This is a genomic window from Burkholderia sp. IT-111MI5 (assembly GCF_949752865.1).
In the GTDB taxonomy this organism is placed as follows: Bacteria; Pseudomonadota; Gammaproteobacteria; order Burkholderiales; family Burkholderiaceae; genus Burkholderia; species Burkholderia pyrrocinia_C.
This window is the reverse complement of the sequence record NZ_CATKIF010000006.1, coordinates 73,791-98,066: the sequence shown is the minus strand read 5'-3', so window position 1 is coordinate 98,066 and position 24,276 is coordinate 73,791. Positions and strand designations below refer to the sequence as shown.

24 protein-coding genes are annotated in these 24,276 nt (G+C 68.4%); 16 read left to right on the top strand and 8 right to left on the bottom strand.

Going from position 1 to position 24,276, the window contains the following annotated elements:
* Window positions 1-4: 4 nt before the first annotated feature.
* From kdpB to ACM6JT_RS05290, 6 genes are all read right to left on the bottom strand, one after another.
* Window positions 5-2,089 carry a potassium-transporting ATPase subunit KdpB gene (gene kdpB, locus ACM6JT_RS05315; protein WP_217590899.1) on the bottom strand — a complete coding sequence of 695 codons (2,085 nt, stop codon included), beginning with the start codon at window positions 2,087-2,089 and terminating at the stop codon, window positions 5-7.
* 54 nt (window positions 2,090-2,143) lie between these two features.
* Complete coding sequence (gene kdpA / locus ACM6JT_RS05310) at window positions 2,144-3,949, bottom strand: potassium-transporting ATPase subunit KdpA (protein WP_131946536.1); 1,806 nt, start codon at window positions 3,947-3,949, stop codon at window positions 2,144-2,146.
* Complete coding sequence (gene kdpF / locus ACM6JT_RS05305) at window positions 3,946-4,038, bottom strand: K(+)-transporting ATPase subunit F (protein WP_006752209.1); 93 nt, start codon at window positions 4,036-4,038, stop codon at window positions 3,946-3,948. The genes kdpA and kdpF overlap by 4 nt, the downstream gene beginning before the upstream one ends.
* Before the next feature lie 299 nt (window positions 4,039-4,337).
* The gene (locus tag ACM6JT_RS05300) at window positions 4,338-5,312 is read right to left on the bottom strand and encodes a quinone oxidoreductase family protein (protein ID WP_105390989.1); all 975 of its coding nucleotides are present in this window, start codon (window positions 5,310-5,312) and stop codon (window positions 4,338-4,340) included.
* Window positions 5,313-5,489: 177 nt separating this feature from the next.
* Complete coding sequence (locus ACM6JT_RS05295; protein WP_034184850.1) at window positions 5,490-5,882, bottom strand: methylglyoxal synthase; 393 nt, start codon at window positions 5,880-5,882, stop codon at window positions 5,490-5,492.
* Window positions 5,883-5,937: 55 nt separating this feature from the next.
* Window positions 5,938-6,717: an SDR family oxidoreductase gene (locus ACM6JT_RS05290; RefSeq protein ID WP_034184849.1), complete on the bottom strand. Its 780-nt coding sequence runs from the start codon at window positions 6,715-6,717 to the stop codon at window positions 5,938-5,940.
* Window positions 6,718-6,926: 209 nt separating this feature from the next.
* Here ACM6JT_RS05290 and upp point away from each other — a divergent pair, with 209 nt between their 5' ends.
* From upp to ACM6JT_RS05225, 13 genes are all read left to right on the top strand, one after another.
* Window positions 6,927-7,577 (top strand): uracil phosphoribosyltransferase, encoded by a 651-nt coding sequence (gene upp / locus ACM6JT_RS05285; protein ID WP_034184848.1) that lies wholly within the window; start codon window positions 6,927-6,929, stop codon window positions 7,575-7,577.
* A gap of 221 nt (window positions 7,578-7,798) precedes the next feature.
* On the top strand, window positions 7,799-8,527 hold the full coding sequence (locus ACM6JT_RS05280; protein WP_034184847.1) for a YebC/PmpR family DNA-binding transcriptional regulator: 729 nt from the start codon (window positions 7,799-7,801) through the stop codon (window positions 8,525-8,527).
* A gap of 104 nt (window positions 8,528-8,631) precedes the next feature.
* Window positions 8,632-9,912 carry a phosphoribosylamine--glycine ligase gene (gene purD / locus ACM6JT_RS05275; RefSeq protein WP_034184846.1) on the top strand — a complete coding sequence of 427 codons (1,281 nt, stop codon included), beginning with the start codon at window positions 8,632-8,634 and terminating at the stop codon, window positions 9,910-9,912.
* Window positions 9,913-10,028: 116 nt separating this feature from the next.
* A complete protein-coding gene (gene hemF, locus ACM6JT_RS05270; RefSeq protein WP_034184845.1) occupies window positions 10,029-10,952 on the top strand; it encodes an oxygen-dependent coproporphyrinogen oxidase in 924 nt (307 codons plus the stop codon).
* Between the two features lie 38 nt (window positions 10,953-10,990).
* Window positions 10,991-11,692 (top strand): nicotinate-nucleotide adenylyltransferase, encoded by a 702-nt coding sequence (locus ACM6JT_RS05265; protein WP_414856090.1) that lies wholly within the window; start codon window positions 10,991-10,993, stop codon window positions 11,690-11,692.
* A 4-nt stretch (window positions 11,693-11,696) separates the two neighbouring features.
* Complete coding sequence (gene rsfS, locus ACM6JT_RS05260) at window positions 11,697-12,146, top strand: ribosome silencing factor (RefSeq protein WP_105390993.1); 450 nt, start codon at window positions 11,697-11,699, stop codon at window positions 12,144-12,146.
* A gap of 19 nt (window positions 12,147-12,165) precedes the next feature.
* Window positions 12,166-12,636 carry a 23S rRNA (pseudouridine(1915)-N(3))-methyltransferase RlmH gene (gene rlmH / locus ACM6JT_RS05255; RefSeq protein WP_034184842.1) on the top strand — a complete coding sequence of 157 codons (471 nt, stop codon included), beginning with the start codon at window positions 12,166-12,168 and terminating at the stop codon, window positions 12,634-12,636.
* A gap of 51 nt (window positions 12,637-12,687) precedes the next feature.
* Complete coding sequence (locus tag ACM6JT_RS05250) at window positions 12,688-13,320, top strand: Maf family protein (protein WP_414856071.1); 633 nt, start codon at window positions 12,688-12,690, stop codon at window positions 13,318-13,320.
* Window positions 13,321-13,328: 8 nt separating this feature from the next.
* On the top strand, window positions 13,329-14,798 hold the full coding sequence (rng, locus tag ACM6JT_RS05245; RefSeq protein ID WP_034184840.1) for a ribonuclease G: 1,470 nt from the start codon (window positions 13,329-13,331) through the stop codon (window positions 14,796-14,798).
* Window positions 14,799-14,924: 126 nt separating this feature from the next.
* A complete protein-coding gene (locus ACM6JT_RS05240) occupies window positions 14,925-15,260 on the top strand; it encodes a YggL family protein (protein ID WP_034184839.1) in 336 nt (111 codons plus the stop codon).
* Window positions 15,261-15,657: 397 nt separating this feature from the next.
* Window positions 15,658-16,626, top strand: a complete 969-nt coding sequence (locus ACM6JT_RS05235) for a PRC-barrel domain-containing protein (protein ID WP_131946543.1) — start codon at window positions 15,658-15,660, stop codon at window positions 16,624-16,626.
* Window positions 16,623-17,891, top strand: a complete 1,269-nt coding sequence (locus ACM6JT_RS05230; RefSeq protein ID WP_034184837.1) for an MFS transporter — start codon at window positions 16,623-16,625, stop codon at window positions 17,889-17,891. The genes ACM6JT_RS05235 and ACM6JT_RS05230 overlap by 4 nt, the downstream gene beginning before the upstream one ends.
* 41 nt (window positions 17,892-17,932) lie before the next feature.
* Window positions 17,933-18,499 carry an FUSC family protein gene (locus ACM6JT_RS05225; protein WP_034184836.1) on the top strand — a complete coding sequence of 189 codons (567 nt, stop codon included), beginning with the start codon at window positions 17,933-17,935 and terminating at the stop codon, window positions 18,497-18,499.
* A 48-nt stretch (window positions 18,500-18,547) separates the two neighbouring features.
* On the opposite strand, the gene ACM6JT_RS05220 is transcribed toward ACM6JT_RS05225, so the two are convergent.
* Entirely contained in the window at window positions 18,548-18,931 is a 384-nt protein-coding gene (locus ACM6JT_RS05220; protein ID WP_414856070.1) for an RcnB family protein, read from the bottom strand.
* A gap of 92 nt (window positions 18,932-19,023) precedes the next feature.
* The gene (gene msbA, locus ACM6JT_RS05215) at window positions 19,024-20,775 is read right to left on the bottom strand and encodes a lipid A export permease/ATP-binding protein MsbA (RefSeq protein WP_243564760.1); all 1,752 of its coding nucleotides are present in this window, start codon (window positions 20,773-20,775) and stop codon (window positions 19,024-19,026) included.
* Window positions 20,776-21,000: 225 nt separating this feature from the next.
* On the opposite strand from msbA, the gene ACM6JT_RS05210 reads away from it, so the two are divergent.
* The 3 genes from ACM6JT_RS05210 to ACM6JT_RS05200 all read left to right on the top strand — a co-directional run bounded on the left by ACM6JT_RS05210 (window position 21,001) and on the right by ACM6JT_RS05200 (window position 24,141).
* Complete coding sequence (locus ACM6JT_RS05210; protein WP_034184833.1) at window positions 21,001-21,753, top strand: glycosyltransferase family 2 protein; 753 nt, start codon at window positions 21,001-21,003, stop codon at window positions 21,751-21,753.
* Between the two features lie 132 nt (window positions 21,754-21,885).
* Window positions 21,886-22,728, top strand: coding sequence for a glycosyltransferase family 2 protein (locus tag ACM6JT_RS05205; protein WP_105390997.1), 843 nt, complete (start codon window positions 21,886-21,888; stop codon window positions 22,726-22,728).
* A 132-nt stretch (window positions 22,729-22,860) separates the two neighbouring features.
* Window positions 22,861-24,141 (top strand): O-antigen ligase family protein, encoded by a 1,281-nt coding sequence (locus ACM6JT_RS05200; RefSeq protein ID WP_414856069.1) that lies wholly within the window; start codon window positions 22,861-22,863, stop codon window positions 24,139-24,141.
* Window positions 24,142-24,276 lie beyond the last annotated feature (135 nt).

The window sequence follows — 24,276 nt, the reverse complement described above, 5'->3', positions numbered from 1 at the left end:
GACTTCAGGCCCAGCCGAGTGCGGCGAGCGTCATGTCGATCAGCTTGATGAACGGGAACGGCAGCAGCAAGCCGCCGAGGCCGTACACGAGCAGGTTGCGGCGCAGCAGCGATGCGGCGCCGAGCGGCCGGTACGTGACGCCCTTCAGCGCGAGCGGGATCAGCGCGACGATGATCAGCGCGTTGAAGATCACCGCCGACAGGATCGCGGACGCCGGCGACGTCAGGTGCATGATGTCGAGCACGCGCAACTGCGGGTACGTCGTCACGAACGCAGCCGGGATGATCGCGAAGTACTTCGCGATGTCGTTCGCGATCGAGAACGTCGTCAGCGAGCCGCGCGTCATCAGCATCTGCTTGCCGATCTCGACGATCTCGATCAGCTTCGTCGGGTTCGAATCGAGGTCGACCATGTTGCCCGCTTCCTTCGCGGCCTGCGTGCCCGTGTTCATCGCGACCGCCACGTCGGCCTGCGCGAGCGCCGGCGCGTCGTTGGTGCCGTCGCCCGTCATCGCGACGAGGCGCCCCGCCGCCTGGTGCTCGCGGATCGTCGCGAGCTTGGTTTCCGGCGTCGCTTCCGCGAGGAAATCGTCGACGCCCGCTTCCGCCGCGATCGCCGCGGCCGTCAGCCGGTTGTCGCCCGTCACCATCACGGTCTTGATGCCCATCTTGCGCAGTTCCGCGAAGCGCTCCTTGATGCCGCCCTTCACGATGTCCTTCAGCTCGATCACGCCGAGCACGCGCGCCGCCCCTTCATGCAGGTCGGCCACGACGAGCGGCGTGCTGCCGCGGCGCGCGACGTCGTCGACCGCGCGACGCACTTCTTCCGGGAAGCGGCTGCCGTGCGTCTCGACGTAGCGGCGGATCGCGTCGGCCGCGCCCTTGCGGATCTCGCGGCCGGGCAGGTCGACGCCGCTCATCCTCGTCTGCGCGGAGAAGCCGATGAACGTCGCGTGCAATTGCCCCATGTCACGCTGGCGAATGTTGAAGCGCTCCTTCGCGAGCACGACGATGCTGCGGCCTTCCGGCGTTTCGTCGGCGAGCGACGACAGTTGCGCGGCGTCGGCCAACGCTTCCTCGGTCACGCCCGGCGCGGGCACGAACATCGACGCCTGGCGGTTGCCGAGCGTGATCGTGCCGGTCTTGTCGAGCAGCAGCACGTCGACGTCGCCGGCCGCTTCCACCGCGCGGCCCGACGTCGCGATCACGTTCGCCTGCATCATCCGGCTCATCCCCGCCACGCCGATCGCGGACAGCAGGCCGCCGATCGTCGTCGGGATCAGGCACACGAGCAGCGCGACGAGCGCGGTGATCGTCACCACGTGGCCGGCCTTCATCGCGTCGACCGCGAACGTCGAGAACGGCAGCAGCGTCGCGGTCGCGAGCAGCATCACGATCGTCAGCGCGACGAGCAGGATCGTCAGCGCGATCTCGTTCGGCGTCTTCTTGCGCTTCGCGCCTTCGACCATCGCGATCATCCGGTCGAGGAACGCCTCGCCGGGGTTCGCGGTGACCCTGACGACGATCCAGTCGGACAGCACGCGCGTGCCGCCCGTCACCGACGAGAAGTCGCCGCCCGATTCGCGGATCACCGGCGCCGATTCGCCGGTGATCGCCGATTCGTCGACCGATGCAACGCCGTCGACGACCTCGCCGTCGGCCGGGATCACGTCGCCGGTCTCGACGAGCACGATGTCACCCTTGCGCAGGTCGGATGCGGTCGTGACGCGGATCGGCGACTTCGGATGCGGCTCGTTGAGCTTCTTCGCCATCACGTCCTTCTTCGCGCTGCGCAGCGATGCGGCCTGCGCCTTCGAGCGCCCTTCGGCGAGCGCTTCGGCGAAGTTCGCGAACAGCACCGTGAACCACAGCCACAGCGCGATCGCGAGGATGAAGCCCGCGGGCGCCTCGGCCTGGCCGGCAAGCGCCGCGATCCACAGGATCGTGGTCAGGATGCTGCCGACGTATACGCAGAACATCACCGGATTGCGGAACTGCGTGCGCGGCGTGAGTTTCTTGAACGAATCCACGATCGCCGGGCGCAGCAGCGCCGGATCGAACATGGATCGTGTTGCGGAATGTTGAGTCATTGCGATCTCTTCAATCTCTTCAGTCTTTTCAATGTGTGACCATGCGGGCGCGCGTCACGCGCCCAGCCACATCATCAGGTGCTCGACGCCAGGGCCGAGCGCTAGCGCCGGCACGTAGGTCAGCGCGCCCACCAGCAGCACGGTGCCGAGCAGCAGCACGACGAACAGCGGACCGTGCGTCGGCAGCGTGCCGCTCGTCACCGCGATGCGCTTCTTCGCGGCGAGCGAGCCGGCGATCGCCAGCACCGGCACGATCGTGCCGAAGCGGCCGAACCACATCGCGATCGCGGTCATCCAGTTGTAGAACGGCGTGCCGACCGTCAGGCCCGCGAACGCGCTGCCGTTGTTGTTCGCGGCCGAACTGAACGCGTACAGGATTTCCGAGAAGCCGTGCGGGCCCGGGTTCGCGATGCCGGCCTTGCCCGCATCGGCGAGCACGGCGATCGACGTGCCGACCAGCACCAGCAGCGGCGTGAGCAGCACGACGATCGACACCATCTTCATCTCGTACGACTCGATCTTCTTGCCGACGTACTCCGGCGTGCGGCCGATCATCAGGCCGGCGACGAACACCGCGAGCAGCGCGAACACGAGCATCCCGTAGAGGCCCGAGCCGACCCCGCCGTAGATCACCTCGCCGAGCTGCATCAGCAGCATCGGCACGAGGCCGCCGAGCGGCGTCAGCGAATCGTGCATCGTGTCGACCGCGCCGCACGACGCGGCCGTCGTCGCGACCGTGAAGATGCCGGTCTGCGCGATTCCGAAGCGGGTTTCCTTGCCTTCCATGTTGCCGCCCGACTGCAGCGCGTTCGCCGACTGGTCGACGTGCAGCGCGGCGAGCGTCGGGTTGCCGCCCTGCTCGGCGCTCACCTCGACGCCGACCGCGACCGCGAACGCGACCGTCATCGCCGCGAGCACGGCGATACCCTGCCGGCGATCGCCGATCACGCGGCCGAACACGAGGCACAGCGCGGCCGGGATGATCAGGATCGCGAAGATCTGGATGAAGTTCGCGAACGGCGTCGGGTTCTCGTACGGATGCGCGGAGTTCGCGTTGAAGAAGCCGCCGCCGTTGGTGCCGAGCATCTTGATCGCTTCCTGCGACGCGACCGGGCCCATCGCGAGCGTCTGCTTCGTGAGCGGGGTCGGCACCGTCACCGGAGCGCCCTTGTCGTCCTTCACCGGGTTGCCCTGCGCGTCGAGCTTCGGCGCCGCATAGGTGCTCGCCTGCAGCACCGGCACGTCCTGGTACGCCTTCATGTTCTGGATCACGCCCTGGCTCATCAGCAGCGCGGCGACGATCATCGACATCGGCACGAGCACGTACATCGTCACGCGCGTGAGGTCGACCCAGAAGTTGCCGATGGTCTGCGCGGTGTGGCGCGCGAAGCCGCGGACCAGCGCGATCACGACGACGATGCCGGTCGCCGCCGACAGGAAGTTCTGCACGGTCAGGCCGAGCATCTGCGTCAGGTAGCTGACGGTCTGCTCCGGCGTGTAGTCCTGCCAGTTCGTGTTGGTGACGAAGCTGACGGCCGTGTTGAACGCGCCGTCGACCGTCATCGCGCCGAACTGCTGCGGGTTGCCGGGCAGGAAACCCTGCAGGCGCAGCAGGCCGTAAAGGAACAATGCGCCGAGCGCGTTGAACGCGATCGTCGCGATCGCGTACTGCTTCCAGCTCATCTCGCTGCCGGCGTCGACGCCGGCGATGCGGTACAGCGCGCGTTCGAGCGGCCCGAACACGCGCACGACGCGCGAGCTGCCGTCCATCACCGCCGTCAGGTAGCGCGCGACCGGAACGGCCGCCGCCAGCAGCACGACGATGAACAGCAGCATCTGCAACAGGTTGTTCGCGTTCATTCGATGTCCTCCGCGCGCAGCAGCGCAAAGACGAGATACGCGAACAGCAGGGCTGTCGATGCGCCCGCCAGCCAAAGCATCCAGGTCATGCTCGCCCCCCGCGACCGTATTGCACGAGCTTCTCGCAACCGGCAACCAAACCGAGGATCAGCACGGTGAAAAGCACCAGGGCGCCGATGAATACCCCATCCATTTTTGTGTTCTCCGTCGTCGAAATCAGACGACTAGAACCTTATGGGAACGCACGTAAAGGACGGGTCAAAGGTATCGGGGCGGATGTAAAAAACGTGTAAACGCGAGGCGGGAGGAAAACGGACGCAGGACGGGCGGCGCCGCAGCGCCGCCCGCGAAGGCGCGTGCCGGCATGGCGCCGGCACGAAGGGAACGGTCAGGGAACGAGGATCGTCGAGCCGGTGGTCTTGCGCGCCTCGAGATCTTCATGCGCGCGGCCGACTTCCGCGAGCGGATAGCGCTGGTTGATGCTCGTCTTCACCTTGCCCGACAGGATCACGTCGAACAGCTCGGCGGCCGCGGCTTCGAGATCGGCGCGCTTCGCGATGTACGAGAACAGCGTCGGCCGCGTGAAGAACAGCGAGCCGCGCGACGAGAACTCCTTCGAGTCGATCGGCGGCAGCGGGCCCGACGCGTTGCCGAAGCTGACGAACAGCCCGAGCGGCGCGAGGCTGTCGAGCGAGCCGATGTAGGTGTCCTTGCCGATCGAATCGTAGACGACCGGCACGCCCGCGCCGTTCGTGATCTCCTTCACGCGCTGCGTGAAGTTCTCGCGCGTATAGACGACCGGATAGTCGCAGCCGTGCGCCTTCGCCAGCTCGGCTTTCTCGTCGGAGCCGACCGTGCCGATCACGGTCGCACCGAGCGCCTTCGCCCACTGGCACACGAGCAGGCCGACGCCGCCGGCCGCCGCGTGAATCAGGATCGTGTCGCCGGCCTTTACCGGATACGTGCGGCGCAGCAGGTAGTGCGCGGTCAGGCCTTGCAGCATCACCGACGCCGCGTCGTCGTAGCTGATGCCGTCCGGCAGCTTCACGAGCCGCTCGGCCGGCATCACGCGCTCCTGCGCATACGCGCCCGGCGGCTGCCCGACATAGGCGACGCGGTCGCCGACCTTGAGCGCGGCCACGCCGTCGCCGACGGCCGTCACCTCGCCCGCCGCCTCCATCCCGAGGCCGCCGGGCAGCGGCTGCGGATAGAGACCCGTGCGGAAATACACGTCGATGTAGTTGAGCCCGACCGCGTGCTGCCGGATGCGGACTTCGCCCGCCTTCGGCTCGCCGACCTCGACATCGACCCACTTCATCACGTCCGGGCCGCCCGGCTGGTCGTATCGGATTGCTTTCGGCATCGTTTCGCTCCTCGTCTGTCAATCGGTCAGGAAAAAATCCGGGTCGCCGATGCGTGGGCCGGCCGCTTCATGCAGGAACCGGGCGGCGGGTGCGCGTCGCGACGCACGATTCTCGCGCGTCGCTGCCGTCCGTGCATGGCCCTGCCGCCAGCAGGGGCAATCGGGCGCAGCAAGCGCCTAGCAAACGTCCTGCATGCTCCGCGCCAGATCGTCGAGCAGCATCCGCGCCGTCGCGACGTTGGTCGCGACCGGCACGTCGTGCACGTCGCATGCGCGCACGAGCGCGGTGATGTCGGGGTCGTGCGGCTGCGCGGTCATCGGGTCGCGCAGGAACACGACGATGTCGATGCGGCCGTCGGCCAGCTCGGCGCCGATCTGCAGGTCGCCGCCGAGCGGCCCCGACAGCTTGCGCTCGACCTCCAGCCCGTGCGCGGCCGCGATGCGGCCGCCCGTCGTGCCGGTCGCGACCAGCCGGCATTGCGCGAGCGTCTCGCGAAATTGACCCGCGAGCGCGACGATCTCGTCCTTCTTCGCGTCGTGCGCAATCAGTGCGATGCGGGGTTTGCTCATCTCCGGTTCCTTTGTCGTTCAGTTGTTGTCGTGATCGTGATCTGGCGGGCGCGCGTCAGAACGTGCCCGGATACGCGCCGCCGTCGAGCAGCCAGTTCTGCCCGGTGATATAGCCGGCATGCACGCTGCACAGGAACGCGCACGCCGCGCCGAATTCCTCGCGCGTGCCGAGGCGGCCGGCCGGGATGTCCTTCGTGCGCCGCGCGCGCATTTCGTCGACGGTCACGCCCTGCGCCTGCGCCGACGCGGCGAGCGTCGTCGCGATCCGGTCGGTGTCGAACAGCCCCGGCAGCAGGCTGTTGATCGTCACGCCCTGGCCGGCGACCTTGCGCGACAGCCCCGCGACGAAGCCGGTCAGCCCCGAGCGAGCGCCGTTCGACAGCGCGAGCACGTCGATCGGCGCCTTCACGGCCGAACTCGTGATGTTGACGATCCGGCCGAAGCCGCGCGCGATCATCCCGTCGATGGTCGCGCGGATCAGCTCGATCGGCGTCAGCATGTTCGACTCGAGCGCGCGGATCCAGTCGTCGTGCGAGAAGTCGCGGAAGTCGCCCGGCGGCGGGCCGCCCGCATTGTTCACGAGAATGTCCGGCTGCGGGCACGCGGCAAGCGCGGCCGCGCGCCCGTCCGGCGTCGTGATGTCGCACGCGACCGCCGTGACCGACACGCCGGACGCCGCGCGGATCGCGTCGGCGGTGGCCTCGAGCGTGTCGCGCGTGCGCGCGACGATCACGAGGTTCACGCCCTCGGCGGCCAGCGCTTCCGCGCAGCCGCGCCCGAGGCCCTTGCTTGCCGCGCACACGAGCGCGGTCTTTCCTGCGATGCCGAGATCCATCGTCGATTCCCTGGTGGCGAAGCGCGCCGATGCGGCCCCGAGTCGCGCCGTCGGGCGGGCGAACGGGCGTGCGCGGCACGCGGATTGTCGTGAGACGTCGATAATATCCGGATCATGTGGCGCGCCTTGGTAAAATTGCGGCCATAAGCGGCGGCCGGCCCGGCGCCGCCGTCGCCCCGATCCCCTTTTGCCGCCAAGGCGCCCCCGTCATGAAACAGGACAGCCGTTTCCCGAATCTCTTCATCCTCGATCACCCGCTGATCCAGCACAAGCTCACCCACATGCGCGACAAGGACACGTCGACGCGCACGTTCCGCGAACTGCTGCGCGAGATCACGCTGCTGATGGGCTATGAGATCACCCGCAACCTGCCGATCACGACCAGACGGGTCGAAACCCCGCTCGTCGAGGTCGACGCGCCCGTGATCGCGGGCAAGAAGCTCGCGATCGTGCCCGTGCTGCGCGCGGGCATCGGGATGTCGGACGGCCTGCTCGACCTGGTCCCGTCCGCGCGCGTCGGCCACATCGGCGTATACCGCGCCGAAGACCACCGCCCGGTCGAATACCTCGTGCGCCTGCCCGACCTCGAGGACCGCATCTTCATCCTGTGCGACCCGATGGTCGCGACCGGCTATTCGGCCGTGCATGCGGTCGACGTGCTCAAGCGCCGCAACGTGCCGGCCGCGAACATCATGTTCGTCGCGCTCGTCGCCGCGCCCGAGGGCGTGCAGGTGTTCCAGGACGCGCACCCGGACGTGAAGCTGTATGTGGCTTCGCTCGACTCGCACCTGAACGAGCACGCGTACATCGTGCCGGGCCTCGGCGACGCGGGCGACCGCCTGTTCGGCACCAAGAACTGACGTGCCTGCGCGGCCGCGCGGCGCGCCGTCGGGTATCCCGCGGCGGCCTGCCCGGCCGTTCGGCCATGCGCGGCGGCCCCGATCCGGCGGTCGCCGCGTGATAAAATCTCGATCCACTCGACACGCGCGGCCCCGCGGCTTCATGCCCGCCGAAACGGCCGCCGATTCAACGACACATTGGCACAATCGCCCGCGCAGCGCGCCCGGGCACGGAGAAAGGTATGGCTGGTCATTCGAAATGGGCCAACATCAAGCATAAGAAGGCAGCGGCCGACGCGAAGCGCGGCAAGATCTGGACCCGCCTGATCAAGGAAATCCAGGTCGCGGCCCGCCTCGGCGGCGGCGACGTCAACTCGAACCCGCGCCTGCGTCTCGCGGTCGACAAGGCGGCCGACGCGAACATGCCGAAGGACAACGTCAAGCGCGCGATCGATCGCGGCGTCGGCGGCGCGGACGGCGCGAACTACGAGGAAATCCGTTACGAAGGCTACGGCATCAGCGGCGCGGCGATCATCGTCGACACGCTGACCGACAACCGCACCCGTACGGTCGCGGAAGTCCGCCACGCGTTCTCGAAGTTCGGCGGCAACATGGGCACCGACGGCTCGGTCGCGTTCATGTTCGATCACGTCGGCCAGTTCCTGTTCGCGCCCGGCACGTCGGAAGACGCGCTGATGGAAGCCGCGCTCGAAGCCGGCGCGAACGACGTGAACACGAACGACGACGGCTCGATCGAAGTGCTGTGCGACTGGCAGGAATTCTCGAAGGTGAAGGACGCGCTCGAAGCTGCCGGCTTCAAGGCCGAGCTCGCCGAAGTGACGATGAAGCCGCAAAACGAAGTCGAATTCACCGGCGACGACGCGGCGAAGATGCAGAAGCTCCTGGACGCGCTCGAGAACCTCGACGACGTGCAGGACGTGTATACGAACGCCGTCATCGTCGAGGAATGAGATGCCGGCCGCCGTGCTCCTGTCGCGGCGGCGGCCCGACCGAATCCGCGGCCGGCGCGCCTGAGCGTGCCGGCCGCCCTGTTTTCTAGTCTGCGGGGAATCCCATGAAACTACTCGTCGTTGGCTCCGGCGGCCGCGAACACGCGCTGGCGTGGAAGCTCGCGCAGTCGCCGCGCGTCCAGATGGTCTACGTCGCACCCGGCAATGGCGGCACGGCGCAGGACGAGCGTCTGAAGAACGTCGACATCACGTCGCTCGACGAACTCGCCGATTTCGCGGAAAGCGAAGGCGTCGCGTTCACGCTCGTCGGTCCGGAAGCACCGCTCGCGGCCGGCATCGTCAACCTGTTCCGCGCGCGCGGCCTGAAGGTGTTCGGCCCGACCCGCGAAGCCGCGCAGCTCGAAAGCTCGAAGGATTTCGCGAAGGCGTTCATGAAGCGTCACGGCATCCCGACGGCCGACTACGAAACCTTCTCCGATGCCGCCGCAGCCCATGCGTACATCGACGCGAAGGGTGCACCGATCGTCGTGAAGGCCGACGGCCTCGCGGCCGGCAAGGGCGTCGTCGTCGCGATGACGCTCGAAGAAGCACACGCCGCCGTCGACATGATGCTGTCGGGCAACAAGCTCGGCGATGCCGGCGCGCGCGTCGTGATCGAGGAATTCCTCGATGGCGAGGAAGCGAGCTTCATCGTGATGGTCGACGGCAAGCATGCGCTGGCGCTGGCGTCCAGCCAGGACCACAAGCGCCTGCTCGACGAGGACCGCGGTCCGAACACCGGCGGCATGGGTGCGTATTCGCCCGCGCCGATCGTCACGCCGCAGATGCACGCACGCGTGATGCGCGAAATCATCATGCCGACCGTGCGCGGGATGGAGAAGGACGGCATCCGCTTCACGGGCTTCCTGTATGCGGGCCTGATGATCGACAAGGAAGGCAATCCGCGCACGCTCGAGTTCAACTGCCGGATGGGCGACCCGGAAACGCAGCCGATCATGGCGCGCCTGAAGAGCGATTTCTCGAAGGTCGTCGAGCAGGCGATCGCGGGCACGCTCGATACGGTCGAGCTCGACTGGGACCGCCGCACCGCGCTCGGCGTCGTGCTGGCCGCGCACGGCTACCCGGACGCGCCGCGCAAGGGCGACCGCATCAACGGGATCCCGGCCGAGACCGAACAGGCCGTCACGTTCCATGCGGGCACGACGCTCGGCGACGGCGACAAGCTCGTGACGTCCGGCGGCCGCGTGCTGTGCGTGGTCGGCCTCGCCGATTCGGTGCGCGAAGCGCAGCAGCATGCGTACGACACGATCAACCAGATCAATTTCGAAGGCATGCAGTACCGCCGCGACATCGGTTTCCGCGCGCTCAACCGCAAGAGCGTGTGACGATCGCAACCGCCGCCCCGCCCTCGCGCGGCGGCCTCTCTGCCGGGGTTCGATAGAATGCCCGGCAGATGCCTTTTTTACGGCCCCCGCTTCGGGCGGGGGCACCCAGTCCAGACATGACCGATTCGACCTACGACGTGGCGCGCGTGCGCACGTACCTCCAGGGCCTGCAGGCACGCATCGCCGACGCGCTCGGCGCGCTCGACGGCACGCCGCTCGCGACCGATGCGTGGCAGCGCGGGCCGGCCGAACGCCTGCGCGGCGGCGGCTGCACGCGGATTCTCGAAGGCGGCCGCGTGTTCGAACGCGCGGGGATCGGCTTTTCCGACGTCGCGGGCGACGCGCTGCCGCCGTCGGCGAGCGCGGCGCGCCCGCAGCTCGCGGGCCGCGGCTTCGAGGCGCTCGGCGTGTCGCTCGTGCTGCACCCGCGCAATCCGTACTGCCCGACCGTGCACATGAACGTGCGGATGCTGATCGCGACGAAACCGGGCGAAGACCCCGTGTTCTGGTTCGGCGGCGGCATGGATCTGACACCGGTTTACGGTTTCGAGGATGACGCGCGCCATTTCCACCAGACCTGCAAGGATGCGCTCGACCCGTTCGGCGCCGAGCTCTACCCGCGCTTCAAGAAATGGTGCGACGAGTATTTCTTCCTGAAGCACCGCAACGAGATGCGCGGCATCGGCGGGATCTTCTTCGACGATTTCTCCGAGCCCGGTTTCGAACGCTCGTTTGACATGATGCAAAGCGTCGGCGATGCGTTCCTGCAGGCCTACCTGCCGATCGTCGAGCGCCGCGCCGACCTGCCGTACGGCGAGCGCGAGCGCGACTTCCAGGCCTACCGCCGCGGCCGTTACGTCGAATTCAACCTCGTGTTCGACCGTGGCACGCTGTTCGGCCTGCAAAGCGGCGGCCGGACCGAGTCGATCCTGATGTCGATGCCGCCGGTCGCGAACTGGCGCTACAACTGGCAACCCGAACCGGGAACGCCTGAAGCGCGCCTGTACAGCGACTTCATCGTGCCGCGCGACTGGGTCTGAGCCCGCGCACCCCGCCGCCCCAAGAAAAGGACGCGTTTCTGGACACCACCGCCCGCCCCGCCCCGCTGCCGCGTCGTATCGGCTTGCTGGGCGGCACTTTCGACCCGATCCACGACGGCCATCTCGCGCTCGCGCGCCGGTTCGCCAAACTGCTCGGGCTGACCGAGCTCGTGCTGCTGCCCGCCGGGCAGCCGTACCAGAAGCGCGACGTGTCGGCCGCCGAGCACCGGCTCGCGATGACGCGCGCGGCCGCGGATTCGCTCGTGCTGCCGGGCGTGACCGTGACCGTCGCCACCGACGAGATCGAGCACGCCGGCCCGACCTACACGGTCGACACGCTCGCGCGCTGGCGCGAGCGGGTCGGCCCGGACGCGTCGCTGTCGCTGCTGATCGGCGCCGACCAGCTCGTGCGCCTCGACACGTGGCGCGACTGGCGCAAGCTGTTCGACTACGCGCACATCTGCGCGTCGACGCGCCCGGGCTTCGAGCTCGGCGCGGCGCCGCCGGAGGTTGCGCAGGAAATCGCCGCGCGGCAGGCCGGCGCCGACGTGCTGAAGGCCACGCCGGCCGGCCGCCTGCTGATCGACACGACCCTCGCGTTCGACATCGCCGCGACCGACATCCGCGCGCACCTGCGCGAATGCATCGCGCGCCATGCGCAAATGCCCGACGCATCGGCCGAACATGTACCGGCCGCCGTATGGGCCTATATTCTTCAACATCGCCTCTACCACACCTGATTCCATGGATATTCGCAAACTGCAGCGCGTGATCGTCGACGCCCTCGAAGACGTCAAGGCGCAAGACATCAAGGTGTTCAACACCAGCCACCTGACCGAACTGTTCGACCGCGTGGTCGTCGCATCGGGCACCTCCAACCGCCAGACCAAGGCCCTCGCGTCGAGCGTGCGCGACAAGGTCAAGGAAGCCGGCGGCGACATCGTCAGCTCCGAGGGCGAGGAAACCGGCGAATGGGTGCTCGTCGACTGCGGCGACGCCGTCGTGCACATCCTGCAGCCGGCCCTGCGCCAGTACTACAACCTCGAGGAAATCTGGGGCGACAAGCCCGTGCGGATGAAGCTCGGCGGCGGCAAGGGCCAGAATGGCTTTGCGACGGCCAGCGAAGACGGCGAAGACGAGGAAGAAGCCGCGCCGGCCCGCCCGGCACGCAAGACGGCCGCCCGCCGCCGCTAAGTCGTCACGAATCGTCCCGATGAAGCTTTTCATCCTCGCGGTCGGCCACAAGATGCCGGGCTGGATCGCATCCGGCTTCGACGAATACACGAAGCGGATGCCGCCCGAGCTGCGCATCGAGCTGCGCGAGATCAAGCCCGAACTGCGCTCGGGCGGCCGTAGCGCCGAAAGCGTGATGGCGGCCGAGCGGCAAAAGATCGAGGCCGCGCTGCCGAAGGGCGCGCGCGTCGTCGCGCTCGACGAGCGCGGCCGCGACTGGACCACGATGCAGCTCGCGCAGGCGCTGCCCGGCTGGCAGCAGGACGGCCGCGACGTCGCGTTCGTGATCGGCGGCGCCGACGGGCTCGATCCGGAACTGAAAGCACGCGCCGACGTGCTGCTGCGCATCTCGAGCATGACGCTGCCGCACGGGATGGTGCGCGTGCTGCTCGCCGAACAGCTTTACCGGGCGTGGAGCATCACGCAGAATCACCCCTACCACCGCGCATGACGTGTCGTCCTCGAGACGCGCGCCGCGCGCGCTCACCGAGATAACGACACCATGCCGTCCAGCACGTCCCCCGCGCTTTTCCCGATCCTTTACCTCGCTTCGCAAAGCCCGCGCCGCCAGGAGCTGCTGCAGCAGATCGGCGTACGCTTCGAGTTGCTACTGCCGCGCCCCGACGAGGACGCCGAGGCGCTCGAAGCCGAACTGCCCGGCGAAGCCGCCGATGCGTACGTGCGGCGCGTGACCGTCGCGAAGGCCGAAGCCGCGCGTGCGCGCCTCGTCGCGAGCGGCAAGCCGGCCGCGCCGGTGCTGGTTGCCGATACGACCGTCACGATCGACGGCGCGATCCTCGGCAAGCCGGCCGACGCCGATGACGCGCTCGCGATGCTGATGCGCCTCGCGGGCCGCGAACACGCGGTGCTGACCGCCGTCGCCGTGATCGACGCGCGCGGCGAACTGCTGCCGCCCGCGCTGTCGCGCTCGTCGGTGCGCTTCGCGGCGGCGTCGCGCGACGCATACGCGCGCTACGTCGAAACGGGCGAGCCGTTCGGCAAGGCCGGCGCGTACGCGATCCAGGGGCGCGCGGCCGAATTCATCGAGCGGATCGACGGTTCCCATTCGGGTATCATGGGTCTGCCCCTTTTTGAGACCGCGGCGCTGTTGCGCGCCGCGCGTGTCGCCTTCTGAATCCCACCATGAACGAAGAAATCCTGATCAACCTCACGCCGCAGGAAACGCGGGTCGCACTCGTCCAGCAAGGCGCGGTGCAGGAGCTTCACGTCGAGCGCACGCTGTCGCGCGGGCGGGTCGGCAACATCTATCTCGGCAAGGTCGTGCGCGTGCTGCCCGGCATGCAGTCGGCGTTCATCGACATCGGCCTCGAGCGCGCGGCGTTCCTGCACGTCGCCGACATCTGGCATCCGCGCCTCGCGGGCGAGCCGCAATCGAGCGCGCCGCACCAGCCGATCGAGAAGACCGTGTTCGAAGGCCAGACGCTGATGGTCCAGGTGATCAAGGATCCGATCGGCACGAAGGGCGCGCGGCTGTCGACGCAGGTCAGCATCGCGGGCCGCACGCTCGTCTACCTGCCGCAGGAGCCGCATATCGGCATCTCGCAGAAGATCGAGAGCGAGGCCGAGCGCGAGGCCGTGCGCGCGCGCCTGACGGCCGTGATCCCGCCGGACGAGAAAGGCGGCTATATCGTGCGCACGATCGCCGAGGATGCGACCTCCGACGAGCTGGCCGGCGACGTCGCCTACCTGCGCAAGACGTGGGCGACGATCGTCGCGCAGGCGCAGCGGCTGCCGGCGACGAGCCTGCTGTACCAGGATCTCGATCTCGCGCAGCGCGTGCTGCGCGATTTCGCGAACGACGACACGACGCGCATCCAGGTCGATTCGCGCGAGACGTACCAGCGCCTCTCCGAATTCGCGTCCGAGTTCACGCCGGCCGTGAGCCCGAAGCTGCACCACTACACCGGCGAGCGGCCGCTGTTCGACCTGTACAACATCGAGACGGAGATCCAGCGCGCGCTGTCGCGCCGCGTCGACCTGAAGTCGGGCGGCTACCTGATGATCGACCAGACCGAGGCGATGACGACGATCGACGTGAACACGGGCGGCTATGTCGGCGCGCGCAACTTCGACGACACGATCTTCAAGACCAACCTCGAGGCCGCGCACACGATCGCGCGGCAACTGCGGCTGCGCAACCTCGGCGGGATCATCATCATCGACTTCATCGACATGGAGAACGCCGAGCATCGCGACGCGGTGCTGTCCGAGCTGAAGAAGGCGCTGTCGCGCGACCGCACGCGCGTGACGGTCAACACCTTCTCGCAGCTCGGGCTCGTCGAGATGACGCGCAAGCGCACGCGCGAATCGCTCGCGCACGTGCTGTGCGAGCCCTGCCCGACCTGCCAGGGCAAGGGCCAGGTGAAGACGTCGCGCACCGTGTGCTACGACATCTTGCGCGAGATCCTGCGCGAATCGCGGCAGTTCAACCCGCGCGAATTCCGTGTGATCGCCGCGCAGCAGGTGATCGATCTGTTCCTCGACGAGGAGTCGCAGCATCTCGCGATGCTGATCGACTTCATCGGCAAGCCGGTGTCGCTGCAGGTCGAATCGAACCTGAGCCAGGAGCAGTACGATATCGTGCTGATGTAACGTTCCGCCCATCCGCCGCCGGCATCGCCGCGCGGCGCTTCGATGCGGCGCCCGGGCCGCTCGCGCATCCCGCGCCAGCGCCCGCCGCCGCCCTTTCACTTACCCTTTTCGTATTCATCACGCACCATGAGCCAAGGCCACAACCGCCGCCAGCGCAAGAAACTCCACATCGGCGAATTCCAGGAACTCGCGTTCAACGCGACCGCGCATTACCGCAACGAGATGACCGACCTCGAACGCGGCGAACTGATCGACGCGTTCATCGACTTCGTCGAAGCGAACGGGCTGCTGACCGTCGCGTCCGCGGACGAAGGCATCGGCGCCTACGTGATCTCCGGCGCACCGCGCGGCACGACGACCGACGCCGATCGCGAGATCGTGCGCGGCTGGCTAGCCGCACGGCCGGAACTGACCGACGTCAAGGTCAGCGAATTCACCGACGCGTGGTATCCGGACGCCTGACTTTCCGGTATCTCCCTGCAGCGGGCAGCGCCCGCGCCTGCCCGCCGTGAAGGCTGGCCAGGCCGGCGCCTGCGTGCACCATCTCCTCTCCCGCTCCCTCCCTTCCCCGTCGCCCGACACCCGCGCGACCGGCACCGACTCACACGATTCGCGCCGCGTCGACCGTGACTACCCCTGATCAGGCGCCGCAACCTTGACCTCAACCGTCATTCGGCATCCCCCGCCCCGCCTCCGATCCCTTCCTTTTCCCCGACAGTCCGCCTCCAATCGGCCATCGAAATCGGTCCTGAAAGCAAGACACGTTAAACTCTCACCTCGCGTGGTGCGCCGCCCGCACCCGCCATCCATCGCCAGCCGCGTGCCCTCGGGCCGCCCCCGACCCATGGAGTGAGTGTCAATGAGCGGCGGACTTCCGTTTCCCGCATCCCGCAAGTCGTTTCCGTCGTCGACGGTCTTCCTGATTCTCGCCGCCGCCGTGCTGCTGTCCGGCTGCGGGCTGCTGCCGACCCAGAATCCGCCCGCGCCGATCAGCGAGGCGCTCGTCGAGCCCGTCGAGGAAACCGCCGGCGAGCCGCTGACGATGCCGCCCGTACCGGCGCCGACGCAGCCGGAGGAACCGGAAGCGCCGAAGAAGCCGCACCGCGAAGTGACGCGGCCGAAGCCCGTACCGCGCCCCGAATCGCCGACGCCGCCCCCGCCGCCGCCCGCGCCGCTCGTCGCGACGCGCGTGCTCGACCGCACCCAGATCCATGCGCTGCTCGACAGCGAAGTCGCGCGCCGCAACGGCAAGGTGATCGGCCGCGCGATCGACATGGTGACCGACGCGAACGGCAAGCCGCGCGAGATGATCGTCAACCTGCAGGGCTTCATGGGCGTCGGCGACCGCAAGGTCATCTTCCCGTGGAACGTGTTCCGCTTCACGCCGGGCGGCAAACAGGAGCCGATCGTGCTCGACGTGCCGTCGGGCGACCTGCCGCCGGCCGCGCGGCCGAAGGCCGTGCCGCTGTCGGGCTCCGCCGCGGCATCGCCCGCGACGCGGCTGCCGATGCTCGACAGCGATGTCGAGCGCCCGAACGGCACGAAGATCGGCCGCGTCGTCGACGTGCTGATCGACCGCGCCGCGCAACCGCAGGCCGTCGTGCTCGACCTCGGCGGGCTCGTCAATACCGACCGCCGCTCGATCGCCGCGAACTGGGCCGCGCTGCGCTTCGTCACGCGCGACAAGGCGCTGCATCCGCAGCTCGACCTGAACGATGCGCAGATCAAGGCGTCGCCGCCCTACGCGGCCGACAAGCCGATCGTCGCGGTCTCGCCGCCTCCCCCTGCCGCCCCCGCGCCGGCTTCGTCTGCGAGTGCCACCCGATGACGATCAAGCATTCCGTCAGCGTTCGCAGTCTGCGGTCCCTCGACTGGCTCAACTTTTTCGTTGCAAACGTTCAAACCGGGTTCGGTCCGTTCATCGCGTCCTACCTCGCGTCGCACAAGTGGACGCAGGGCGAGATCGGCATGGTGCTGTCGATCGGCACGATCAGCGCGATGGTCAGCCAGGTGCCGGGCGGCGCGGCCGTCGATGCGCTGAAGAACAAGAAAGGCGCGGCCGCGTGGGCGATCGCGGCCATCATCCTGTCCGCGGTGCTGCTCGCGTCGAGCCCGACGATCGTGCCGGTGATCGCCGCCGAGGTGTTCCACGGGTTCGCGAGCTGCATGCTCGTGCCGGCAATGGCCGCGATCTCGTTCTCGCTCGTCGGCCGCGCCGACCTCGGCGACCGGCTCGGCCGCAACGCGCGCTGGGCATCGATCGGCAGCGCGGTCGCGGCGGGCCTGATGGGGCTCACCGGCGAATACTTCTCCGCGCGCGCGGTGTTCTGGTTGACCGCGGTGCTGGCGCTGCCCGCGCTGTTCGCGCTCGCGATGATCCAGCCGACGCACGAGGTGATTCCGCAGTCGTCGAAGCCCGACGACCATGGCGATCACGACGAAGCCGGCGAGCGCGAAACGCTGCTCGAACTGCTGCGCGACCGCCGGATGCTGATCTTCGCGGCGTGCGTCGTGCTGTTCCACCTGTCGAACGCGGCAATGCTGAACCTCGCGGCCGGCGAAGTCACGGCCGGGATGGGCGAGAACGTGCAGCTCGTGATCGCCGCGTGCATCATCGTGCCGCAGGCGATCGTCGCGATGCTGTCGCCGTGGGTCGGCCGCTCCGCGCAACGCTGGGGGCGCAGGCCGATCCTGCTGCTCGGCTTCTCCGCGCTGCCGGTGCGCGCGCTGCTGTTCGCCGGCGTGAGCAGCCCGTACCTGCTCGTGCCCGTGCAGATGCTCGACGGCATCAGCGCGGCCGTGTTCGGCGTGATGCTGCCGCTGATCGCGGCCGACGTCGCGGGCGGCAAGGGCCGCTATAACCTGTGTATCGGGCTGTTCGGGCTCGCGGCCGGGATCGGCGCGACGCTCAGCACGGCCGCGGCCGGCTACGTCGCCGATCACTTCGGCAACGCGGTCAGCTTCTTCGGGCTCGCGGCCGCAGGTGCGCTCGCGGTGCTGCTGGTCTGGCTCGTGATGCCCGAAACGCGCGTCGAGAACGGCGACGCAGCGGCCGACGAGCCGGCCGCCGCATCGCCCGAACAGGCGCACTGAGGCCGGCGCGCCGCCGTTACCCGCTTCCTGGCCAACTCATGATGGATACGATCAGGACACTCAACGAAGCCCGCCAGCAGATCCAGCAGTCGGTCTTCGATCTGTTCAAGGGGCTGACCTTCGGCGAGCGCTTCGTGCAAGGCGTGCTGATGGCCATCCAGGCCGTCTGCGGCGCGTGCCTCGCGTACACGATCGGACGTGCGCTGCACACCGAGCAGGCCGTGTGGGCGGCGGTCACCGCGATCGCCGTCACGCAGCACAACTACTCCGACACGATGTCGCTGTCCCGCGACCAGTTCGTCGGCGCGATGATCGGCGGCGTGCTCGGCTTCGCGGGCGCCGCGCTCGGCGGCGATCGCCTCGTCGCCTATGCGCTCGCGGTCGCGCTCACGATCGTCTGCTGCTGGTGCCTGAACGTCGGCAGCGCGGCACGGCTCGGCGGCGTGACCGCGACGATCGTGCTGCTGTTTCCGGGCAACGGCCCGCTGTGGGACATTCCGCTGATGCGGCTCGGTGAGGTGACGCTCGGCACCGTGTGTGCGCTGGGCGTGTGCTGGGGGATGTCGAGAATCGAGCGGCGCTGGTTCCGCCGCGCGGCGGCAAAGTGACACGGTTGCCGGGCGCACGCCCGGCAACCGGATAAACGGCGGGAAAGGTTACTGGCCGATCTGCAGCACGATGCCCGAGCCGATCTGCACGAGCAGGTGATCGCCGCCCACGCCGACCCAGTGATAACCGCGCGGCGGCGGGCTCAGGTGGTAGCCGCGCCAGTCGTCGATCACGTACTGGCGGTCGCGGAATTCGTCGGGCAGCCGGTCGCCCTTATGCCAGTCGCGGCGCGGCTGGTCGGCCCAGCGCGGCGGCACGTCGTCCTCGCGGTGCATCGCCTGGCCGGGCGGCATGTGTTTCGGGCCATGGCCGCGATGCATGCCGTGATTGTCGTGCTTGTCGTAGTTGCCGTGATCCTGCGCCATTGCGGCCGGCGCGGCAAAACCCGGCGCGATCAGCGCGGCCAGCATCATGCAGTGCATCTTCTTCATCGTGCCTTCCCTCCGTGTTGTCACGTCGTAGCAAACGACCGGGCCTGCCCAATGAAGACTAGCACACCGCTCTGACGCGAACGGAACGCGCATCACGCCGCCTGCTGCTGGTACTGGATCCGGTGCAGATGCGCATAGAGGCCGCCGTGGCGCAGCAGTTCGTCGTGGCTGCCCTCTTCGACGATCTTGCCGGCTTCGAGCACGAGGATGCGGTCCGCCCGCTCGATCGTCGACAGCCGGTGCGCGATCACGAGCGTCGTGCGCCCTTCCATCAGCCGTTCGAGCGCGGCCTGCACGTGGCGCTCCGATTCCGAATCGAGCGCCGACGTCGCTTCGTCCAGGATCAGGATCGGCGCGTCCTTATAGATCGCGCGCGCGATCGCGAGCCGCTGGCGCTGGCCGCCGGACAGCCGCATCCCGTTGCCGCCGACGAGCGTATCGAGCCCGTCGGGCATCGCGGCGACCGCGTCGGCGAGGTTCGCGGCCTCGAGCGCGGCCTGCACGCGCACGCGGTCGGGTGTCTGCCCGTATGCGACGTTCGCGGCGATCGTGTCGTTGAACAGCACGACGTCCTGGCTGACCATCGCCATCTGGCTGCGCAGCGCGTGGAGGTCGTAGTCGGCAACCGGCACGCCGTCGACCAGGATCGCGCCGTCCGTCGGATCGAAGAAGCGCGGCAGCAGGTTCACGAGCGTCGTCTTGCCGCTGCCGGACGGGCCCGCGAGCGCGATCATCTCGCCCGGCGCGACCTTGAACGAGATGCGGTCGAGCGTCGGCCGCTCGGCTGCACCGTAATCGAACGACACGCCGCGGAACTCGATCTCGCCGCGCGCCTGCGGCAGCGGCCGGCCGCCGCCCTGCGGCTCGGCCGGCTCGTCGATCAGCCCGAAGATCAGCTCGGCGGCCGTCATCCCGCGCTGCAGCGGCTGGTTGACGTCGATCAGGTGCTTGAGCGGAGAAATCACCAGCAGCATCGACGTGACGAACGCGACGAAGCCGCCGACCGTCGTCTGGTCGTTGGTCGACTGCACGACCGCGATCGTGATCACGACCGCGAGCGCGATCGACGCGAGGAACTGCGTGAGCGGCTGCGCGAGACCGCCCGAGATCGTCATGCGCATCGCGTAGCCGCGCAGGCGCTTGCTCATCGACGTGAAGCGGTCCATCTCGTACGCTTCGCCGTTGTGCACCTTGACGACCTTGTAGCCGCCGACCGTCTCCTCGACGATGTACGACAACTCGTTGGTCAGCGTCTGGTGCTCGCGGTTCAGGCGGCGCAGGCGGCGGTTGATCTTGCTGACGAGCCAGCCGATGCCGGGCAGGATCACCGCGACGATCAGCGTGAGCCGCCAGTTCAGGTAGAACAGGTAGCCGAGCAGGAAGATCACCGTCAGCGAATCGCGCACCAGCGTGACCATCACGCCGGTCAGCACCGACAGGATCTGGTTGACCTCGAACACGATCGCGTTGATCACCGTGCTCGCGGTTTCGCGCTGGAAGAACGACGCGCTCGTGTGGAGCATCCGCTGGAACATCTCGAGCCGGAGTTGCAGCAGGATGCGGTTCGATACGTAGTTGAGCAGGTAATTCGATGCGTACTGCGATACGCCGCGCACGAGCGCGAGGCCGATCACCGCGATCGGTACGTACCATTTCGCGTTGTCGCTGCCGTGTGCGCCGAAGCCATGGTCGAGCAGCGGCTTGAGCAGCGCCGGAATGCCGGCTTCGGTGGCCGCGACGACGCCCATCGTCATCACGGCGAGCACCACGATGCCGATGAGCGGCCGGATGTACGGCCACAGGCGCTTCAGGACCGTGACCGGCGAGGTGCCGGTGCCGTCCATCGGTTTGCGAAGAGTGTTCTGGGTTTCCAAGGCAATCCTTCTTGAGCCGCGATGCGGCGCCCGGCGCGTGGCCGCCCGGGATTTCGCCCCTGTCGGGCGGGTGCCGAAAAGGGCTCAACATTATAGCCGCACCGCCCCCGCCGGCACGGTCATGGCCGATGCGGCCGGCGGCCGGGCCGCGGGTATACTGCCGCTCACCGTTTTCTCCGCCTTTCCGACGATTTCATGGCTGAACCCTCCCTCGGCGTCGCCCTCATCGCCCTCAACGCGTCCGCGCGGCTCGCCCAGTGCCTCGATGCGCTGTCGTTCGCCGACGATGTCGTCGTCATCGACGGCGGCAGCACCGACGATACCGTCGCGATCGCGCAGGCGCACGGCGCGCGCGTGATCGTCGAGCGCGACTGGCCGGGCTTCGGCCCGCAGAAGAACCGCGCGCTCGACGCGCTCGGCACCGACTGGATCCTGTCGCTCGATACCGACGAAATCGTCAGCCCGGAGCTCGCGCAGTCGATCCGCGACGCGATCCGCGCGCCGGCCGCGCAGGTCTATGCGCTGGACCGGCTATCGAGCTTCTGCGGCCAGTGGATCCATCACAGCGGCTGGTATCCCGACTGGGTGCCACGCCTGTTCCGGCGCGGCGCCGCGCGTTTCTCGGACGATCTCGTGCACGAGCGCCTCGTGTTCGATACCGCCGCGCAGCGCCTGCCCGGCAAGCTGATGCACTACTCGTACGAGGATTTCGAAACCGTCGTGCGCAAGCTCGACGCGTATTCGACGGCCGGCGCGCGCCAGCGCCGCGCGGCCGGCCAGCGCGGCGGCTTCGGCAAGGCACTCGCGCGCGGCGCCTGGGCGTTCGTGCGCACCTACGTGCTGCGGCGCGGGTTCCTCGACGGCCGCGCGGGCTTCATGATCGCCGTGTTCAACGCGGAGACCGTGTATTACCGCTTCCTGAAGCTCGGCCACGGACCGGCGCGCTGAGCGCCCGCCCCTGCGCGCCGCCAGCAAGCGGCCGGCCCGGCGTTACAATGCCGGGCTGCCCGCGCCGCGCGTGCCCGCCCAAACGGCTGCACCGCGCGCCGCCCGCCACGACGACTACCGAATCCGACCGCCATGTTCTCCATCATCATCCCGACCTGGAACAACCTGCCGTACCTCAAGCTCGTCGTCGACAGCCTGCGCCGCCACTCCGCGTACGACCACCAGATCATCGTGCACGTGAACGACGGCTCGGACGGCACGCTCGACTGGGTGCGCAGCGAAGGGATCGAGCACACCGCGTCGCCGACCAACATCGGCATCTGCCATGCGGTGAACCTGGCCGCCGCGCGCGCGACGCGCGACTACGTCGTCTACATGAACGACGACATGTTCTGCTGCCCCGGCTGGGACGCGGCGCTCGTGCGCCGCATCGAACAGATGCCAACCGACCTTTTCATGCTGTCGGGCACGATGATCGAGCCGGTCGACACGCGCAACCCGTGCGTCGTCGTCAGCAATTTCGGCCGCGATGCCGAGCATTTCGACGCGGCGGGCCTCGTCGAGGCGACCCCGCGGCTCGCGCGCGCGGACTGGCTCGGCTCGACCTGGCCGCCGACGCTCGTGCACCGCGACTGGTGGAACCGCATCGGCGGCTACAGCAGCGAGCTGTCGCCCGGCATGAGCAGCGACAACGACTTCTCGATGAAATTCTGGGACGCCGGCTGCCGGATCTTCCTCGGCGTCGGCGACAGCCTCGTCTACCACTTCCAGCAGAAGAGCACGGGCAAGATCGTCAAGAACGACGGCCGCCGCCAGTTCCTGAACAAATGGGGCATGACCCAGGCGACGTTCGACCGCTACTACCTGCATCGCGGCGAGCCGGCCGGCACGCGCATCGCGCTCGATACGCCGGCAGTCGCCGGGCGCCTGAAGCGCGCGCTGCTGCGCTCGCGGATCAAGCGCGCATTCAGCTGATCGGGCCCCTGAAACGGCACAGAAACGCCGCCTGCTTCGCGTATACTGCGCCGTTCGTCCCGGAGCTCCCGCCGGGACGCGCGGCGCGAGCACGATGTCCGCAAGCCGCATTCGTTCATTCGACAGGTTCCGATGCTTTCGTTTTCCGCTCCCGCCACGCGGCGCCTGACCGCCGCCCGCGCCTTCGCCGTTGCCGCGCTCTGCATGGTGCCCGTCTCGACCGCGCTGACCAACGTCTTCTGCGGGCTGTTCGCCGCCGCGCTCGTGATCTCCCCCGAATTCTGGCGCGACCTGCGCTCGTTCGTGACCGACCCGGCTTCGCTCGCGGCGCTGCTGATCCTCGCCGCGCTGACTGCCAGCGTCGCATATACGGTCGCGCCGCATAACAAGGCGTGGAACTGGGTCGCCAAATACGACAAGCTGCTGCTGCTGCCGTTCGCCGTGCTCGCGTTCCGCCATTCGAACTGGGCGCCGATCGTGCGGCGCTGCTGGTTCGGCACGTTGTGCGTGATCCTGCTGCTGTCGACGACCAACTATCTCGGGCTGACCGCGATCGGGCCCGCGCACGCGACCGAACTGCCGCTGTCGCGCGCCTGGGTGTTCAAAAACCACATCGCTGCCGCCATGTTCGGCGCGCTGCTGTTCTACCAGGCGGCCGATCTCGCGCTTGCTGCCCGCACGGCGCTGTCCCGCGCCGCGTATGCGGGCGTCGCCGCATGGTCGCTCGTCAACGTGTTCGTGATGCTGCAGGGGCGCACCGGGCAGATCGTCGCACTGCTGCTGATCCTCGTCGTCGCCGTACGTTTCGTGTTGCTGTTGCGCCGACAGTCGGCGCTGCGCGCCTGGCTCGCCGCCGGCGCGCTCGTGCTGGGCGGCATGGCGCTCGTGGCTGCCGCCTGCACGGTTCACAACGGGCGGCTCGTGAAGGTCGCGTCGGAGGTGCAGCAATACAGGCAAAGCGATGCTGCTACGCCGACCGGGCTGCGCCTGGAGTGGTACAGGAAGGGACTCGAGCTGTTTCGCCAGCACCCCGTGATCGGTTACGGCGCGGGCGGCCTCGAGTTCGAATTCGAGAAGCTCACGGCCGGCAAGACAGCCGCCGAAGGCCAGCTCACGTCGAACCCGCACAACGAATACCTGCTGATGGCCGTGCAGCTCGGCTCGCTCGGCCTGCTGTTGTTCGTGAACCTGATCGTGCAGATCGCGCGCGGCAGCCGCACACTCGATCCGCGCTCGCGGCACTTGCTGCTCGCGTGGCTCGCGATCTTCGCGATCGGCAGTCTCGCGAATTCGCTGCTGCTCGATTTCGCCGAAGGGCACCTGATCGTGCTGCTGGCCGGCATCCTGCTCGGTTGCGGCGCGAGCGGCGAGGCGCTGCCGCGCGAGACGTCGGCGATCAGGCGCAGCGCGTAACGCGCAACGGCATCCGCGCTGCAGCCGGCCGGCTTCGGCGGCAGTGGAGGCACGCCGTCAAAGCGAGCGGGCTGCACGGCTCGTCGCGAAACAAGCCGCCTGCAACGCAGCAAAAACGCGCGTCTTCCGCGCGTC

Excerpts from the sequence above, each read along its gene's own strand:
- kdpA (WP_131946536.1), bottom strand. The coding sequence starts at position 3,949 with ATGAACGCGAACAACCTGTTGCAGATGCTGCTGTTCATCGTCGTGCTG.
- kdpF (WP_006752209.1), bottom strand. The coding sequence starts at position 4,038 with ATGACCTGGATGCTTTGGCTGGCGGGCGCATCGACAGCCCTGCTGTTC.
- ACM6JT_RS05205 (WP_105390997.1), top strand. The coding sequence starts at position 21,886 with ATGTTCTCCATCATCATCCCGACCTGGAACAACCTGCCGTACCTCAAG.
- ACM6JT_RS05300 (WP_105390989.1), bottom strand. The coding sequence starts at position 5,312 with ATGCCGAAAGCAATCCGATACGACCAGCCGGGCGGCCCGGACGTGATG.
- ACM6JT_RS05240 (WP_034184839.1), top strand. The coding sequence starts at position 14,925 with ATGAGCCAAGGCCACAACCGCCGCCAGCGCAAGAAACTCCACATCGGC.
- ACM6JT_RS05250 (WP_414856071.1), top strand. The coding sequence starts at position 12,688 with ATGCCGTCCAGCACGTCCCCCGCGCTTTTCCCGATCCTTTACCTCGCT.
- ACM6JT_RS05235 (WP_131946543.1), top strand. The coding sequence starts at position 15,658 with ATGAGCGGCGGACTTCCGTTTCCCGCATCCCGCAAGTCGTTTCCGTCG.
- kdpB (WP_217590899.1), bottom strand. The coding sequence starts at position 2,089 with ATGACTCAACATTCCGCAACACGATCCATGTTCGATCCGGCGCTGCTG.
- ACM6JT_RS05210 (WP_034184833.1), top strand. The coding sequence starts at position 21,001 with ATGGCTGAACCCTCCCTCGGCGTCGCCCTCATCGCCCTCAACGCGTCC.
- ACM6JT_RS05220 (WP_414856070.1), bottom strand. The coding sequence starts at position 18,931 with ATGAAGAAGATGCACTGCATGATGCTGGCCGCGCTGATCGCGCCGGGT.
- rsfS (WP_105390993.1), top strand. The coding sequence starts at position 11,697 with ATGGATATTCGCAAACTGCAGCGCGTGATCGTCGACGCCCTCGAAGAC.
- ACM6JT_RS05230 (WP_034184837.1), top strand. The coding sequence starts at position 16,623 with ATGACGATCAAGCATTCCGTCAGCGTTCGCAGTCTGCGGTCCCTCGAC.
- ACM6JT_RS05225 (WP_034184836.1), top strand. The coding sequence starts at position 17,933 with ATGGATACGATCAGGACACTCAACGAAGCCCGCCAGCAGATCCAGCAG.
- rng (WP_034184840.1), top strand. The coding sequence starts at position 13,329 with ATGAACGAAGAAATCCTGATCAACCTCACGCCGCAGGAAACGCGGGTC.
- ACM6JT_RS05280 (WP_034184847.1), top strand. The coding sequence starts at position 7,799 with ATGGCTGGTCATTCGAAATGGGCCAACATCAAGCATAAGAAGGCAGCG.
- ACM6JT_RS05290 (WP_034184849.1), bottom strand. The coding sequence starts at position 6,717 with ATGGATCTCGGCATCGCAGGAAAGACCGCGCTCGTGTGCGCGGCAAGC.
- hemF (WP_034184845.1), top strand. The coding sequence starts at position 10,029 with ATGACCGATTCGACCTACGACGTGGCGCGCGTGCGCACGTACCTCCAG.
- rlmH (WP_034184842.1), top strand. The coding sequence starts at position 12,166 with ATGAAGCTTTTCATCCTCGCGGTCGGCCACAAGATGCCGGGCTGGATC.
- ACM6JT_RS05200 (WP_414856069.1), top strand. The coding sequence starts at position 22,861 with ATGCTTTCGTTTTCCGCTCCCGCCACGCGGCGCCTGACCGCCGCCCGC.
- purD (WP_034184846.1), top strand. The coding sequence starts at position 8,632 with ATGAAACTACTCGTCGTTGGCTCCGGCGGCCGCGAACACGCGCTGGCG.
- ACM6JT_RS05295 (WP_034184850.1), bottom strand. The coding sequence starts at position 5,882 with ATGAGCAAACCCCGCATCGCACTGATTGCGCACGACGCGAAGAAGGAC.
- upp (WP_034184848.1), top strand. The coding sequence starts at position 6,927 with ATGAAACAGGACAGCCGTTTCCCGAATCTCTTCATCCTCGATCACCCG.
- msbA (WP_243564760.1), bottom strand. The coding sequence starts at position 20,775 with ATGGACGGCACCGGCACCTCGCCGGTCACGGTCCTGAAGCGCCTGTGG.